The organism is Mycolicibacterium lacusdiani, assembly GCF_021916785.1.
GTDB lineage: Bacteria > Actinomycetota > Actinomycetes > Mycobacteriales > Mycobacteriaceae > Mycobacterium > Mycobacterium lacusdiani.
On the sequence record NZ_JAKCFC010000001.1, the window covers coordinates 594,712 to 609,218 of the forward strand.

The 14,507-nt window shown below is 69.0% G+C and carries 14 protein-coding genes; 6 read left to right on the plus strand and 8 right to left on the minus strand.

Annotation, left to right across the window (positions count from 1 at the left end):
* Nucleotides 1–170: 170 nt before the first annotated feature.
* The 4 genes from LOK44_RS02965 to LOK44_RS02980 are packed head-to-tail and all read right to left on the minus strand — an operon-like array spanning nucleotide 171 to nucleotide 3,624.
* The gene (locus LOK44_RS02965) at nucleotides 171–560 is read right to left on the minus strand and encodes a universal stress protein (protein ID WP_237568570.1); all 390 of its coding nucleotides are present in this window, start codon (nucleotides 558–560) and stop codon (nucleotides 171–173) included.
* A gap of 28 nt (nucleotides 561–588) precedes the next feature.
* Nucleotides 589–2,127: a tripartite tricarboxylate transporter permease gene (locus tag LOK44_RS02970; RefSeq protein WP_237568571.1), complete on the minus strand. Its 1,539-nt coding sequence runs from the start codon at nucleotides 2,125–2,127 to the stop codon at nucleotides 589–591.
* A 1-nt stretch (nucleotide 2,128) separates the two neighbouring features.
* The gene (locus LOK44_RS02975) at nucleotides 2,129–2,644 is read right to left on the minus strand and encodes a tripartite tricarboxylate transporter TctB family protein (RefSeq protein ID WP_237568572.1); all 516 of its coding nucleotides are present in this window, start codon (nucleotides 2,642–2,644) and stop codon (nucleotides 2,129–2,131) included.
* Entirely contained in the window at nucleotides 2,641–3,624 is a 984-nt protein-coding gene (locus LOK44_RS02980) for a Bug family tripartite tricarboxylate transporter substrate binding protein (RefSeq protein WP_237568950.1), read from the minus strand. The genes LOK44_RS02975 and LOK44_RS02980 overlap by 4 nt, the downstream gene beginning before the upstream one ends.
* 172 nt (nucleotides 3,625–3,796) lie before the next feature.
* Between LOK44_RS02980 and LOK44_RS02985 the strand changes: the two genes are divergently transcribed.
* The 3 genes from LOK44_RS02985 (at nucleotide 3,797) to LOK44_RS02995 (ending at nucleotide 7,414) form a co-directional block, all read left to right on the plus strand.
* Entirely contained in the window at nucleotides 3,797–5,371 is a 1,575-nt protein-coding gene (locus LOK44_RS02985; protein ID WP_237568951.1) for a sensor histidine kinase, read from the plus strand.
* Nucleotides 5,364–6,029: a response regulator gene (locus LOK44_RS02990; RefSeq protein ID WP_237568573.1), complete on the plus strand. Its 666-nt coding sequence runs from the start codon at nucleotides 5,364–5,366 to the stop codon at nucleotides 6,027–6,029. The genes LOK44_RS02985 and LOK44_RS02990 overlap by 8 nt, the downstream gene beginning before the upstream one ends.
* Before the next feature lie 239 nt (nucleotides 6,030–6,268).
* Nucleotides 6,269–7,414 (plus strand): baeRF3 domain-containing protein, encoded by a 1,146-nt coding sequence (locus LOK44_RS02995; RefSeq protein ID WP_237568574.1) that lies wholly within the window; start codon nucleotides 6,269–6,271, stop codon nucleotides 7,412–7,414.
* Nucleotides 7,415–7,424: 10 nt separating this feature from the next.
* On the opposite strand, the gene LOK44_RS03000 is transcribed toward LOK44_RS02995, so the two are convergent.
* A complete protein-coding gene (locus tag LOK44_RS03000) occupies nucleotides 7,425–9,056 on the minus strand; it encodes a phospholipase D family protein (RefSeq protein WP_249782787.1) in 1,632 nt (543 codons plus the stop codon).
* A 49-nt stretch (nucleotides 9,057–9,105) separates the two neighbouring features.
* Between LOK44_RS03000 and LOK44_RS03005 the strand changes: the two genes are divergently transcribed.
* Both LOK44_RS03005 and LOK44_RS03010 read left to right on the plus strand, forming a co-directional pair.
* The gene (locus LOK44_RS03005; protein ID WP_237568576.1) at nucleotides 9,106–10,323 is read left to right on the plus strand and encodes a serine hydrolase domain-containing protein; all 1,218 of its coding nucleotides are present in this window, start codon (nucleotides 9,106–9,108) and stop codon (nucleotides 10,321–10,323) included.
* A gap of 9 nt (nucleotides 10,324–10,332) precedes the next feature.
* On the plus strand, nucleotides 10,333–11,046 hold the full coding sequence (locus LOK44_RS03010; RefSeq protein WP_237568577.1) for a type 1 glutamine amidotransferase: 714 nt from the start codon (nucleotides 10,333–10,335) through the stop codon (nucleotides 11,044–11,046).
* Here the strand turns inward: LOK44_RS03010 and LOK44_RS03015 are convergent.
* Complete coding sequence (locus LOK44_RS03015) at nucleotides 11,028–12,380, minus strand: TIGR01777 family oxidoreductase (protein WP_237568578.1); 1,353 nt, start codon at nucleotides 12,378–12,380, stop codon at nucleotides 11,028–11,030. The two genes, LOK44_RS03010 and LOK44_RS03015, sit on opposite strands and share 19 nt — an antisense overlap.
* Before the next feature lie 60 nt (nucleotides 12,381–12,440).
* Between LOK44_RS03015 and LOK44_RS03020 the strand changes: the two genes are divergently transcribed.
* Nucleotides 12,441–13,097, plus strand: a complete 657-nt coding sequence (locus LOK44_RS03020; protein WP_237568952.1) for a phosphoribosyltransferase — start codon at nucleotides 12,441–12,443, stop codon at nucleotides 13,095–13,097.
* Here the strand turns inward: LOK44_RS03020 and LOK44_RS03025 are convergent.
* Together LOK44_RS03025 and wag31 are read right to left on the minus strand one after the other, a co-directional pair.
* Nucleotides 13,094–13,519, minus strand: a complete 426-nt coding sequence (locus LOK44_RS03025; RefSeq protein ID WP_237568579.1) for a hypothetical protein — start codon at nucleotides 13,517–13,519, stop codon at nucleotides 13,094–13,096. The two genes, LOK44_RS03020 and LOK44_RS03025, sit on opposite strands and share 4 nt — an antisense overlap.
* A gap of 16 nt (nucleotides 13,520–13,535) precedes the next feature.
* Nucleotides 13,536–14,366 carry a DivIVA-like cell division protein Wag31 gene (gene wag31, locus LOK44_RS03030; protein ID WP_163916965.1) on the minus strand — a complete coding sequence of 277 codons (831 nt, stop codon included), beginning with the start codon at nucleotides 14,364–14,366 and terminating at the stop codon, nucleotides 13,536–13,538.
* Between the last annotated feature and the right edge of the window lie 141 nt (nucleotides 14,367–14,507).

Genomic DNA, 14,507 nt, shown 5'->3' on the forward strand with positions numbered 1-14,507 from the left:
CTATTTGCGCGTGGTTGCTGCCCGACTTCGGCACGCAGTGTGCTACCGGAGCCATTCGACTGGTGTCCAATTCGGCGTGGCTAACATTTCGCTTTCCGATGCTTTCCTTGCCGGCCCGTCAAAATTGCCATCGGAGGCGATTTGGACCCGAAACTGAACGACGTTGCTTGTTACTCGGCGGGCTTGACCGCGAGCACGGGCTTGGGGCACTCCAGCAGAACCTGCTGGGAGACGCTGCCCATGAGCAGCTTGCCCACCGGGTTCCGGTGCTTGATGCCGATCACCAGCATCTCGGCCGCTGGCCTGTCCATGGCAGTGAGGAGTTCGGTGGCGGCGTCCACGCCGACCGGCTGACTGAACTCGAACGGCACCCCGGACGCACTCAGCCTGGCCTGCAGATCCCGCACGCCATCGGCCTGGGCGAAGGTCGAGTCGGCGTAGGCATCGCCCGCCGTCGAATTGATGACGAGCACCCCGGTGCCCCGCAGCCGTGCCTGTTCGATGCCGTGGTCCAGCGCGGCCTGTCCGAACCGGTCGGCCGTGTATCCGATGACGATCATCTCTGCTCCTCGCGCAAGCGCTCGTCGGTCATGCCTGGGCCTTCTCTCGTTGATCCCTGTCGTCCTCCACGACCAGCAGCGTCTCCTCGTCGCGGTGCATGAGGCGCAGCACCAGCGGCACGATGAGCAGTATCGCCATGAGGACGTAGGTGACGATCGCGACGGGCTCGGTGAACAGGCTGCTCCACTCACCGCCACCCAGCTGCAGGCTCTGGCGCAGCTGACGTTCGATGCGCGGTCCGAGGATCACGCCGATGATCAACGGCAGCACCGGAAGTCCGAAGCGACGCATCATCAGGCCGAGCAGTCCGAACACCAGCAGTAGAGCCAGGTCGAGCGGCTGCACGTTGACCGCGAAGGCACCCAGCGTCGCGAAGAACAGAATGCCGGCATAGAGGTACGGCCGCGGCGTGCGCAGCAGCTTGGCCCACAGCGGAGCCAGTGGCAGGTTGAGCAACAGCAGGAGCAGGTTGCCGATGAACAGGCTCGCGATGAGCGTCCAGATCAGCAGCGGCTCCTTCTCGAACAAGGTGGGGCCGGGCTGAATCCCGTACGACACGAAGGCCGTCAGCATCACCGCTGCGGTCGCGTTCGTCGGCAGGCCGAGCGACAGCATCGGCACCAGCGTGCCCGCAGCCGAGGCATTGTTGGCCGCCTCGGGTCCCGCCACGCCCTCGATGGCGCCCTTGCCGAACTCCTCGGGGTGCTTCGACAGCTTCTTCTCGGTGATGTAACTCAGGAACGTCGGCAGTTCCGCACCGCCGGCAGGCAGCGCACCGAACGGGAACCCGAAGGCGGTGCCGCGCAGCCACGCCTTCCAGGACCGGCGCCAGTCGCTGCGCCCCATCCAGGGACGTCCCACCGGGATGATGTCGGCAGGTCTGCGCCGCAGATGCGCGGCAACCCAGAGCGCTTCGCCGAGGGCGAAGATCGCCACCGCGATCACCACGATGTCGATGCCGTCGGACAGCTGCGCGATGCCGAACGTCGCGCGCGGCTGGCCGGTGAGGAAGTCGATGCCGACGACGCCGATGGCCAGACCCAGGATGAGCGAGATCGCGCCCCGCAGTTTGGAACTGCCCAGCACCGCAGTCACCGCGACTAGGGCGAACAGCATGATGGCCAGGTACGACGGCGCGCCGAGGCTCACGGCGAAGCGAGAGATGGCCGGCGCGAACGCGGCGAGCAGGACGGTACCGATGGTGCCCGCGACGAACGATCCGATGGCCGCGGTGGCGAGCGCCTGCGCGGCTCGGCCCGCCTTGGCCATCTTGTTGCCCTCGATCGCCGTGATCACCGACGACGACTCCCCCGGCGTGTTCAACAGAATCGACGTGGTCGACCCGCCGTACATGCCGCCGTAGAAGATGCCCGCGAACATGATGAACGCGGCGCTTGGGCTGACGTTGTAGGTGATCGGCAGCAGCAGCGCCACCGTCATCGCCGGACCGATGCCCGGCAACACGCCCACGGCGGTACCGAGTAGCACGCCGATCACCGCGTACAGGAGATTCATCGGGGTGGCCGCCTCGGCGAACCCCTGCATGAGCCAGTCGAAGTTGTTCATCTCAGAGGATCCCGTCCAGAATGCCTGCGGGCAGCGGGATGCCGAGCCCGGAGTAGAACGCGTAGAAGCTCGCCAGTGCCAGCAGCACGCCGATCACGATGTTGCGCACGTAGTGCTTGCTGCCCAGTATCGTTGCGGCACAGGCAAAGAAGATCGAACTCATGATGACCCAGCCGAGCGGGTTCACCAGCAGGATCATCGCGACGAACAGCGCCACCAACAGACCGACGGTCCGCCAGTCGCTCGGCATGTCGGGATCGATGTCCTCGCCCGCGTCGGCCTCGCCCTTCGATCCACGCGGGATGGCTACGGCCAGGATGACCGCGAGCAGCAGGGCGGCGATGCCGATGACCATCGGGAAGAACTTCGGCCCAAGCGGATCCACCTTGGCGAAGCCCTCCGCCAGAGTCAACGAACTCACCACCAGGAACCCGCCGACGAGCACGAGAACTGCGACGACGAGGTACTGGGCGTAGTCGACGACGGCCCGAGGACGGTCCTGCTCCGGGGCGCTCACAGCAGCCCCAGCTCGGTCAGCGTCGAAGCGACCCGGTTGTCCTGATCCACCAGGAATCGTTCGAACTGTTCCCCGGTCACGAATGCGTCGGTCCACCCGTTCTTCACCAGCGCGTCCTTCCACTCTTGCGTCGCGTGCATCTCCTCGAGCACGTCGACCATGGCCTGCTTGGCACTGTCGGAGATCTCCGGCGGCGCAAGGACGCCGCGCCAGTTGGCGAAGGTGAGATCGATGCCGGACTCCACGAGGGTCGGCGCGTCGACGCCCTCGACGCGCTCATCACTGGAGACGGCGAGCACCCGCAACTGACCGGCCTCGATCTGGTCGATGAGTTCACCCGGGCTGGACGTGCCGATGGTGATCTTCTTGCCCAGCAGCGCCGTGAGGAGGTCACCGCCGCCGTCGTAGGTGATGAAGTTGACGCTCTTGGGATCCACGCCAACGGCTTTCGCCAATTCCATCGGGAACAGGTGGTCCGGTCCACCGGGTGATGAACCGCCACCGATCGTGACCTTCGAGGGGTCCGCCTTCCACGCGGTGACGAAGTCCTGCACGGTCTTGAACGGCGAGTCGGCGGGCACGAAGATCGCGCCCGGATCCTCGATCAGCTTCGCGATGGCCGTCGCGTCGGAGGCCTTGATCTTCGACCCGTTGGTGTACGTGGCTCCGACGACGCCGAGACCCATCGTCATCATCAGGTCGTCGTTGCCGCGCTCGTTCATCAGCCGCGCCATCGCGACCGTGCCGCCTGCACCGATCACGTTGAACACCTCGACGCGACCGGTGATGTCCCGGTCCTCCATGATCTTCACCGCCGTACGTGCAGTGAGGTCGTAGCCGCCGCCCGGGCTGTTGGGCACCATCATGCGCAGGCGGTGCAGGCCCGACGGATCGTCTCCGCGGGTCACCCCGCATCCGGTGAGGGCCGTTGCGCACAGCAGCGCAAGCGCGAGCCATCTGGTGACTCGCCCCCTCGTCACAGGTCGTGTCGTCACACCGTCGTCCCTTCGTCATGTGATGGTCAGCAATACTGGTGCCTACGAGTGATTCAGGTCACTCTTTAGTAGACAAAGAAGGTTGTGGTCATTGAGTAAGTGGACCGGAAGGAAGCTGACCGCGCGCAGTCTCGCCGGCCAGTTCCTGCTCTTCCAGATGGTCGTGGTCGCGGTGGTACTCGTTGCCGTCGCGGCGGTTTCGGTCGCCCAGTCCTCCCGCGAGTTCCGCGAGGTTCGAGGCCAGCGCATGATCGCGGTCGCGGAGAACCTCGCATCGACGCCGATCGTCCGCGATCGCTACGCCGACCCGCTGGCGGGCCGCGTGCTCGCACCCGATCTCGACCGTGCAATCGCCCTTTCCGGCGCCCGGCTGGTCGAGCTGATCGCACCCGATGGCGTCGTGCGCGCGTCGTCGGACCCGTCGCGCGCCGGTCGGCGTGTCGACTTCGGGCCCAGCCTGGTGGTACAGGGGCGGGCCTGGTCTGGCGACCTGGACATCGATGGGACGCACTCGCTGGTCGGCCAGGTTCCGATCCTGTCCACCGACGGTGCGGTCCTGGCCGTCGTCTCGGTCAGCGAGCCGTATCCCTCGACGTGGCAATTGCTCAGCGGCGCGGGCGAGCGACTGCTGGTGTATCTCGGGCTGGGTGCCGCGCTCGGCGTCGTGGCGTCGTGGCTGCTGTCCCGTCGGATCAAGCGGCACACTCGCGGTCTGGAGGTCGCCGAGATAGCCGGCCTGGCCGATCACCGGGAGGCCCTGCTGCACAGCATCAGAGAGGGCGTGGTCGCCGTCAACACCGGCGGCGTCGTCACGCTGCTCAACGACAGCGCGCGGGACCTGCTCGACGTCGGCGACGACGCCGTGGGTCGCCCCGTCCACGAACTGGGCCTCGACCCCGCCGTCGAGCATTTCCTGCTGTCCGGCGAGGAGGGCCACGACGAGGTGATCACCACGACGACAAGGATTCTCGCGCTCAACCGCCGGTCGGCGAGCACTCGGGGCACACGCATCGGTACCGTCACCACCATGCGTGACAGCACCGAGCTCGCCTCGATGCAGGGCCAGCTGTCGTCGCACAAGAGCGTCACCGACACGCTGCGGGCCCAGACCCACGAGTTCGCCAATCAACTCCACACGATCTCGGGCCTCGTCCAGCTCGGCGAGTACGACGCGGTGCGCGACCTCGTCGGCAGCCTGACCCGTCGACGGGCCGAGATCAGCGACGCCGTCACCCGCCACGTCACCGACCCCGCCGTGGCCGCGCTGCTGATCGCGAAGACCTCGCTCGCCGCCGAGAGCGGGGTTGCCCTGGTGCTCGACGACAGCAGCCACCTGAGCGCGCTCGATCCGGCACTCGCCACCGACGTCATCACGCTGCTCGGCAACCTGATCGACAACGCCGTCGACGTGTCGGAGGGCTCGCCCCGAGCGGTGGTCCGCGTCGCGGTCACCGACGACGACGGGTTGACGATCACCGTGGCCGACTCCGGGCCCGGCGTGCCCGAGCACATGCGCGAGAGCATCTTCGCCCGAGGCGTCACGTCCAAGCCACAGGTCGCCGGTGGGCGCGGCATCGGGCTGGCCCTGGTGCGCCTGGTCAGTGCGCAACTCGGCGGGTCGGTGGACGTGTCGGATGGTGAGGGCGGGGGCGCGGTGTTCGAGGTCCGACTCCCCCGGCTGGCGTCGGCCGAGCGCACGCCGGCCGTTGCGGCAGGGCGCACCGATGCATGACGTCCTGGTCGTCGACGACGACTTCATGGTCGCCGACATCCACCGCCGCTTCGTCGATCGCGTCGACGGGTTCCGGTCGGTCGGCGTGGCGCGCACCGGTGCCGAAGCGCTCGAGCAGGCGGCTGCCCTACGACCCGACCTGCTGCTCCTCGACGTCTACCTCCCGGACATGACGGGGCTCGACGTCCTGCAGCGGCTGCGGTCGGGCGGTGACCGCGTCGGCGTCATCATGATCACCGCGGCGCGCGAACTCGACACCGTGGCAGGTGCACTCGACGGCGGCGCCGCCGACTACCTGATCAAGCCGTTCGAGTTCGACCAGTTCCGCAGCAAGCTCGACGCGTTCGCCGCCCGCGTGGACGCATTGGCCGCTGCGACCGGCGCCGACCAGTCCCTCATCGACACGCTGTTCGGTGGTGCGACCACGGCGCGCACCGGCCAGCTGCCGAAGGGGCTCGGCGCCGAGACCGGCAGGCTCGTGCTCGAGGCGATGCGGTCCGCGGGTGAGGTCTCGGCGGCGGAATGCGCCGAGCTGGTCGGCATTTCGCGCGTCAGCGCGCGTCGCTACCTCGAGCACTACCTCAACGCCGGCGCAGTCGAACTACGCCTGCAGTACGGCGCAGGCCGACCCGAGCGGCGCTACCGCCTGATGGCGTGAGAGATCATCCGCGAGTCACGGTTCCCCTCCGATCACACCGGACACTTGACATACGAATCGAATTTCCGCATTCTGGCTTCAGGGGAGTACCTCTTCGAAGTCCTTCGTCGTCAACACGTCTCGGGCAGATCCCGATCCGGCGGAGGAGCCCACGAGAACGCTTGCGTGGGTGAGGAAGACCGCACGAGCGCCACGCCTGTCCCAGTACAGGCAGGGCGCCGGCAGAGGAGACGTGCCCCGTGAGCCTGACCGACGACAACACCCCCGCCCCGCCACCGACTGACGTGACGACCGCTCTGCGGGCATACCGAGGCGGGCTTCGAACCTCGCTGAGCACCGACGCCGTCACCGTCCTGCAGTCGATGCGCGCCTACCCCAGCATCTCGCTGCTGGCCAACACCCGACCCGGGCGGCGACCAGGCCGCGACGACGTGGCGACCCTACGGAGGCTCGCCGCAGAGGCGGCGACCCGACTGTCCGACGAGCAGATCGAGGACAGGGAGATCCTGGTCGACATGTTGTCCGACATGACGTCCCGGGCCGCCGACGAACCTGCCAACCGCGCCATCGCCTTGTTCGTGAGCCCTTCCCATCAGTGCCGAGTCACCCTTCCGGTCCCGGTCGTCGACCGCTGTGTCATCGATCCCACGTTCGCCACCCGTGATCTGGTCCGCGCGCTGCAGCATGCACCCCGGCACACCGTGCTTCTGCTGTCCTTCGACGAGGCACGGCTGCTGCATGGTCACGGGTCGCGGCTGACGCCGGCTCCCGGCAACGCCTTTCCGGCCTACCGGCGCACCTACGGCGCCCACGGCGGTGCAGCGGCCGAGCGCTATGTCGACTTCCTGCGCGGGGTCGACCGCGCGCTCGGCGCAGCGCTACGACTCAACCCGATGCCGCTGGTCCTGGTGGCCGCCGAACCAACCGGATCGAAGTTCCGCCGCTTGTCGCGCAACATGTCCCGGTTCGCCGGGCTCGTCACCGGCAACCACCTCAAGACTCCGCCCGAGCGCCTCGGCGAACTGGTACGACCAGTGCTCGCCGACTACCTGCGCTCACGCACACTGGAGGCGCTCGACCTGATCGAGCGGCGCGAAAGGGAGAATTGCGTGTTGCGCGACATCGACTCCGCGTGGGCGGCGGCACGCTGGGAACGCCCGGAAATGCTGGCCGTCGAGGAGGATTACTTCTATCCCGCGCGCCTGGCTCCCGACGGTGACGGCCTGATTCCGGCCCACGACGTCGACCACCCCGACGTCATCGACGACGTGGTGGACGAGTTGATCGAGATCGTCCTCGGCAGAGGTGGCTGGATCGCGCTGCTCCCATCGGGGCGGCTTCCCGAGGGCACCCATCTGGCGCTCACGCTGCGCCGCCGGAGGTGAGCCCCGGGAGTCACCACCGGCCCCGCAGGCGGTCACGGTAGGACCGCCCGTCGGGGTCGTAGAAGAAGCGGTACGCAGGTGAGGCCCACAGCTTGGTGAACCGCGACATCTGCTCGGGCCGGTGCGGACGCAACCGACCCGGTGGCCGGGGGCCGACCCGACCGTTGGCATACCAGGCCTCGAGCGCGTCCGCGGTCGCCGTGACCGCATCGACCACCGCACCGGGATCGACGAGGTCGTGATCCTCGCTGCCGTCGGCGGCGCGGTCGAGGTGCTCGCGCAGCAGCTCCAACCGAAGGTTCCTGGCGAATACCCGTGCGCCGTCACCGGTACCCGCGGGGTCGACCGGCTCCCGCTCATCGCGTGTGGAATCAAGCACGGCACAGGACAATTCGCTGTCATGCGTCCACGACCGCCGGTTGAAGTTGTCGCTGCCGACGGATGCCCACACGTCGTCTATCACGCAGGCCTTGGCGTGCACGTAGACGGGCGTGCCCGCGTGGTTCTCCAGGTCGAACACGTGCACCCGCTCGGGCCCCGCCAGCCGGCACACGTCTATCGCCTGCTGCCTGCCGACTTGATTCGGTGGCAGCGCCAGCTTGCCGTCCACGTCGGGATGGCGGGGTACGACGGCGACGAGGTGCAGATCGGGATTCTCCCGCAGCGCCGCGGCGAACAGGTCGGCCACCTGCCGCGACCACAGGTACTGGTCCTCGAGGTAGATGAGCCGGCGCGCCCGCCGGACGGCCTTCGTGTAGCCGCGGGCGATGCTCCGCTCCCCCTCGGAGGCGAACTCGTAGGAGAAGTGCGCGTCGGGGTACGTGCGCAGCACCTGCACCGCGTGCGGGCCGAGCGCAGGCGCCGGCGGCGGCCGCTGCGGCAGCGGATCCGGGGTTAGGTCCGCGCCGCTGAGCTTGTCGCGGACCCAAGCGATCGGGTTGAGCATGTCCAGCGGCGAGGGATCCTCCCACCGCTCGCGGAAGGTCTGATCCAAGACGTCGACGATCGGACCGCGCAGCCGCAGCTGCACGTCGTGCCACGGTGGCCGGTCGCCGTAGGCCTTCGACATCTGGATCGCCTGGGGATCGCCGAGGTGGCGGGCGTCGTCGCGTCGCGAGTGGCACAGGTCGATCCCGCCCGCGAACGCCACGTCGCGCTCGGGATCGCTCGGCCGCCGGATCACGACCAGCTTCTGATGGTGCGAGCCACCGAATCTCACGCGCTGGTCGAGCAGTACCTCACCGCCGGCCTCCTCGATCGCCTCCCCCAGATGCCGGTTCTCCTCCTCGCTGTACTGCAGCTTGTCCAGATGCGACCGCCACACCAGACCCTTGACCACGACACCGCGTTCGGCCGCGTTCGAGAACAGCTCGGCGACCGTCGGACCGTCGTCGCGGACCTTCTCGTCGGGGTCGCCGCGCCAGTCGGTGAAGAACACGTAGTCACCCCGACCGCACGCCTCCACCTCCTTCGCGAGTTCCTCGAAGTAGGTCCTGCCGTGCACCAGGGGCTCGACGACGTTCCCGTCGCGCCAGAACGGCACGTCGGTGTCCGGGTTCCCGCGCTCGGAATCGGTGAGGAACCATCCGCTCGGGTCGGTCACGTCGTCGCCCTCCTGGAGTGTCGGTCGTCGAACCAGCATGCCAGTCCCATTCCCGACCCGCGTGCGAAGCCGTCTGCTTGGATCGGGCATGCCGTCCTTCGTCCGCCTGCTCGCTGCCACGTGCGCCGCCCTGCTCGTGGCGGCCTGCGGAGCCGCGCCCGACGGAGCTGGCGACCCGACCAGTGCGTCAGACGGCGCCACCGCCGACGCCGTCATGCGCATCGTCGATCAGGTCCGCCGCGAGTCGCATCTGCGGGCCGTGATCGTGCGAGTGACCAAGGACGGCAGGGAGATCCTCACCCGGGCCGTCGGCGACTCGATGACCGGCGTCCCCGCCACCCCCGCGATGCACTTCCGCAATGGCGCGGTGGCGATCTCGTACGTGTCCACGCTGCTGCTGCGGCTCGCCGACGAGGGTCGGATCGGCCTCGACGACCGGCTGTCGACGTGGCTGCCCGACGTGCCGCACGCAGGCCGCGTCACGCTGCGCCAGCTCGCCCAAATGACCTCTGGCTATCCGGATTACGTACTGGGCAACGACGCGTTCGACGACGCCATCTACGCCGACCCGTTCCGGCAGTGGGACCCCGACGAACTCCTCGACTTCGCGGTCTCGCGGCCGCTGCTCTACGAGCCGGGCACCAACTGGAACTACGCCCACACCAACTACGTCCTGCTGGGCCTGGCGCTGGAGCGGGCGACCGGCCAGGACATGCCTGCGCTGCTGAAGGAGGAGGTGCTCGAGCCGCTCGGCCTGACCGACACCGCGAATTCGTTCACCCCCGCCATCCCGGCTCCGGTGCTGCACGCGTTCAGCAGCGAGCGGCGCCAAGCCCTGAACATCCCCGCGGGCTTGCCGTTCTACGAGGAGTCGACGTTCTGGAACCCGTCGTGGACACTCACCCGCGGTGCCGTCCAGACCACCACGGTCTACGACATGGAGGCCACCGCGGTCGGGATCGGCACCGGCAGGCTGCTGTCGAAGGACTCGCACGACCTGATGGTCTCGACCGCCCTGCGCGGCAAGACCAGAGCGCAGCCCGGCTGCGCCACGTGCGCCCCGATGACCGAGCGCTACACCTACGGCATGGGCGTGGTCATCTCGGGCGACTGGCTCCTGCAGAACCCCATGTTCGCGGGCGAGGCGGGAGTGGCGGCGTACCTGCCCGACGAACGCATCGCGATCGCCATCGCGACCACGTTCGCCCCCGAGGCCTTCGACGGCGACGGCAACTACGTCAACGCCGCCCAGGCGCTGTTCCGCAGGATCGGTGCCGAACTCGCACCCGGGCACGCGCCACCCTAGGGTGCTCTGGTGGCACCAAGAGTCCTCTTCGTCGTCAACGACCCCGTCGCACCGCCCGCCCTGCTGGGCGACGTCTTCACCGACCTCGGCTACGACACCGCGATATTCGAGGTGGTGCCCGCCGACGCGGTGGACACCCCCGGGCTGACCGTCGAGTTCCCCGACCCGCTGGCCTACGAGGTGATCGTTCCCCTCGGCGCGCGGTGGGCCGCCTACGACGAGGCGCTGCCCTGGATCGCCGACGAGATGACCATGATCCGCGACGCCGACGCAGCCGGTGTCGGCGTGCTGGGCGTGTGCTTCGGCGGACAGGTGGCCGCGCGGGCGCACGGCGGCACCGTGGCGCGCTCGTCCGAGCCCGAGATCGGGTGGTGCCCGGTGGACACCGACGCACCGGACGTGGTGCCAGGCGGGCCCTGGTTCCAATGGCACTTCGACCGCTTCAGCGCACCGGCGGGATCCACCGTCCTGGCCCGAAACGACCGCGCCACACAAGCTTTCACCATCGGCCACACGCTCGGCCTGCAGTTCCACCCCGAACTCGACGGTCCGCTGCTGCAGGCCTGGCTGGCCAACGACGGCGCGGAGGCCGCCGCGCTCGGCATCGACGCGGACGCCCTATACGACCAGACGGCGCGGCTGCAGTCCGACGCCGACCGGCGACTGCACGCCCTGGTCCGCGGCTTCCTCGCCCGTGTCGCGCGTCAGCCGTGCCCCAGCTGATGTGACAGCGCGTCGGCCACCTCGGGCTGGCGGAAGCGGTGACCGACGGCCGCCAGCTTGGCCGGCAGGACGCGCTGGCTCGCCTCGGCCAGTTCGCGGGCCCCCTGTTCGCCGAGGAGCAGCCGGGGACCGAAACCGGGTACGGGCAGGATCGCCGGCCGGTGCATCACCTTGGCCAGCGCCCGGGTGTACTCGTCGTTGCGAACGGGGTTGGGCGCCACGGCATTGACCGCGCCGGAGAGCCGGTCGTCGTAGAGCGCGCGGTAGTACACGTCGAGCAGGTCGTCGAGGCCGATCCAGGACAGCCACTGCCGGCCGCTGCCCAGCCTGCCGCCCAGTCCCGCCGCGAACAGCGGTCGCAGGAGCTTCAGCGTGCCCCCCTCGGCCGACTGCACGATGCCGGTCCGCACCGTCACGACGCGCATGCCGCCGTCGGCGGCAGGAGCGGTGGCGGCCTCCCAGTCGGAGACCACGTCGGCCAGGAACCCGTCGCCGCGACCGGCGTCTTCGGTGAGCGACACGTCGCCCCGGTCGTAGCCGTAGAAGCCGATCGCCGAGGCACTGACGAAGGTGCGCGGCCCGTCGACGGTGCGTGCGGCCACCTCGGCGAGCCTGCGGGTGGGTTCGATGCGACTGTCGACGATGGCGGCCCGGTGGGCATCGGTGAACCGGCCCGCGATCGATTCGCCCGCCAGGTGGATCACCGCGTCGACACCGGCGAGCAGGTCGGCGGCCGGTGCCAGCGGATCCCAATGCCGCTGCCCGGCTCCCGGTGCGCCGCGCACCAACCGGACGACGCGATGTCCTCCGGTGCTGAGCAGTGCGCACAGCGCGGTTCCCACCAGCCCCGACGATCCGGTGACCGCGACCGTCATCGACCCGGCGCCCGCGAGTTCGGCGTCGCGGTGGGCGGCCAGGTCGTCGGCGAGCTGCCGGTGGCGATAGACGAACGTGGAGCGCAGCCCGACGCCAGGAACGGTGGTGTCGACGTGGTCGTGCACCCGGGTGGAGCCCGAGGTGGGGCCCTCGGCGAAGTCGTGGGTGTGGCGCCACCAGCCGATGGCCCGCGGCGGCAGCGAGCGCAAGCCGTCCGACGACAGCACGTCGACGAAGCGGTGCGGCGGGTCGTACTGGGCCGGGTCGTGCTGAGCGATCCAGCGCAGCCCGCCAGGCAGGCCGAGGATCGCCCTGCCGTCGGCCAACGACTCCGTCTCCGCCACCACCTTCATCGGCTGCCACGGCGGCACCAGCCGCCGCATCGCGCCCTGCCTGGTGTGCCAGGCGAAGACCTCGTCCAGGGGATGGTCGACCACGCTCTCGAATTCGATGCCCACGTGTTGATCTTCGTTGCCGAGCGCCGGTCGGATGGCGCTATCGCGGCATACGCTGCTGACATCGCGAACGCGCATAAGAATCGGACGTTCCAGGACCGCCGGGAGGCCGGCCGGGTCCTGGCACGGCACCTGACGGCCTATGGCTCCCGATCCGACGTGGTGGTGCTCGGACTGGCCCGCGGCGGCGTCCCCGTCGGGCGGGAGGTCGCGATTGCGCTGCGGGCGCCGCTGGAGGTGTTCCTGGTGCGCAAGCTCGGCGTGCCCCAGTGGTCCGAGTTGGCGATGGGCGCGATCGCCAGCGGCGGCGGCGTGGTCCTCAACGAGCCGCTGATCGAGAGCCTGCACATCTCGTCGGCCGCACTGGACGAGGCGATCGCACGGGAGTCGGCCGAGCTACAACGCCGGGAATCGGCGTACCGCAGCGGCCGCGAGCCGATGGACCTGCGCGGTCGGGTCGCCATGCTCGTCGACGACGGCATCGCGACCGGGGCCAGCATGAAGGCCGCCGTCGCGGCCGTCCGGTCGCTCGAACCGGCGTCGGTCGTGGTGGCCGTCCCAGTCGGCCCGCGTGCGGTGTGCCGGGACATGCGGTCGATCGCGGACGACGTGGTCTGCGCAGTGGTGCCCGACCGATTCCGTGCCGTCGGCCAGGTGTACGCCGACTTCCATCAGGTCGACGACGACGAGGTGCGCGAGGCTCTCGCGACTGCGAGCTAGTCGCGCTTGACGGCCTCGTCGCGCGTGGTGGGCTCGTCGCTGACGGCAGGATCGTCGATGACGGGCGTCACCTCGGTGCGGTCGTCGACGGCCGGGGCCAGTTCCGTGGGCTCGTCGTCGACGTCGGCGTGGGACTCGTGCGCGACGGTCGAGGTGTCGGAGTCGGTGTCGCCGTCGGCGTAGGTCGGGATCTGCGTCGTGGCGTCGTCCGGGTAGTCCTCGGCCGCGTCGTCGACGGCGTCGTCGCTACGAGCGTCGTCCGAGTCACGCGAACGATCCCGCAGCGCGTCGACGATCAGCAGCAACACGCCGATCACGCTGGCGCCGATGCACACCCAGGCGATCAGCTCGTTGCTGGTGACGACGGCGGTGACCAGTGCCGCCAAGCCGATGATGGCGAGGACGAGCGCAACGATGAGCAAGGGTTCAGCCGATCAGCTAGTTGTTGCCTCGGTTGAACTGGTTGAACCCGCCGCCGTCGTTGTTGGCGGTCGAGTCGACCGGTGCCGCGGAGCCGCGCTGGCCGAGTTCCTCCAGCTGCGATTCCAGGTAGGTCTTGAGGCGGGTGCGGTATTCGCGCTCGAACGTCCGCAGCTGCTCGAGCCGGCCTTCGAGGACCGTGCGCTGCTGGTTGATCGTGCCCATGATCTCCGAGTGCTTGCGCTCGGCGTCGGCCTGCAGGGCGTCGGCCTTCTCCTGCGCCTGACGCAACTGCGACTCCGACCGGGTCTGGGCGTCGAGCAGCAGTGCATCCGCGCGCTGCTTGGCCTCGGACACGGTGGTCTCGGCGGTCTGACGGGCCTCGCTGACCATGAGGTCGGCCTGGGCGCGTGCGTCGGAGAGCAGCTTGTCGGACTCGGCCTTGGCCGTGCCGGTCAGGCGATCCGCGGTGTCCTGGGCCAGCGCCAGCACGCGAGCCGCACGCATGGCCGACTCCTCGCTCTGTGCAGACATCTGCGCCGCGGCGGGGGGCGCCTCGTAGACCGGCGCGGGGGCCGCGACGGGCTCGGGCTCCGGTTCCGGCTCCGGCGCCTGGTACTGCGGGGCGGCCTGCGCGGGCTGCGATCCGCCGCCTGCGCGTGCCGACGCGAGTTCGGAGTCCAGCTCGCTGACCCGCTGGCGCAGGTCGGCGTTCTCCTCGATGAGACGGCTCAGCTCGTTCTCGACCAGATCGAGGAAGGCATCGACTTCGTCCTCGTTGTAGCCGCGCTTGCCGATGGGTGGCTTACTGAACGCGACGTTGTGAACGTCAGCGGGTGTGAGCGGCATCGTCTGCCCCCTAGGAGTCGGGACCGTCAACCGGTCTCAAAGTGTAGAGCCATGTGGAAGTAACTGGCGTCCATCCTGTCACAGGGGACCCGGCGGTTGCATGAGAGGTCCGGAATTAAGAGCGAAACTCAATCTTTCCGA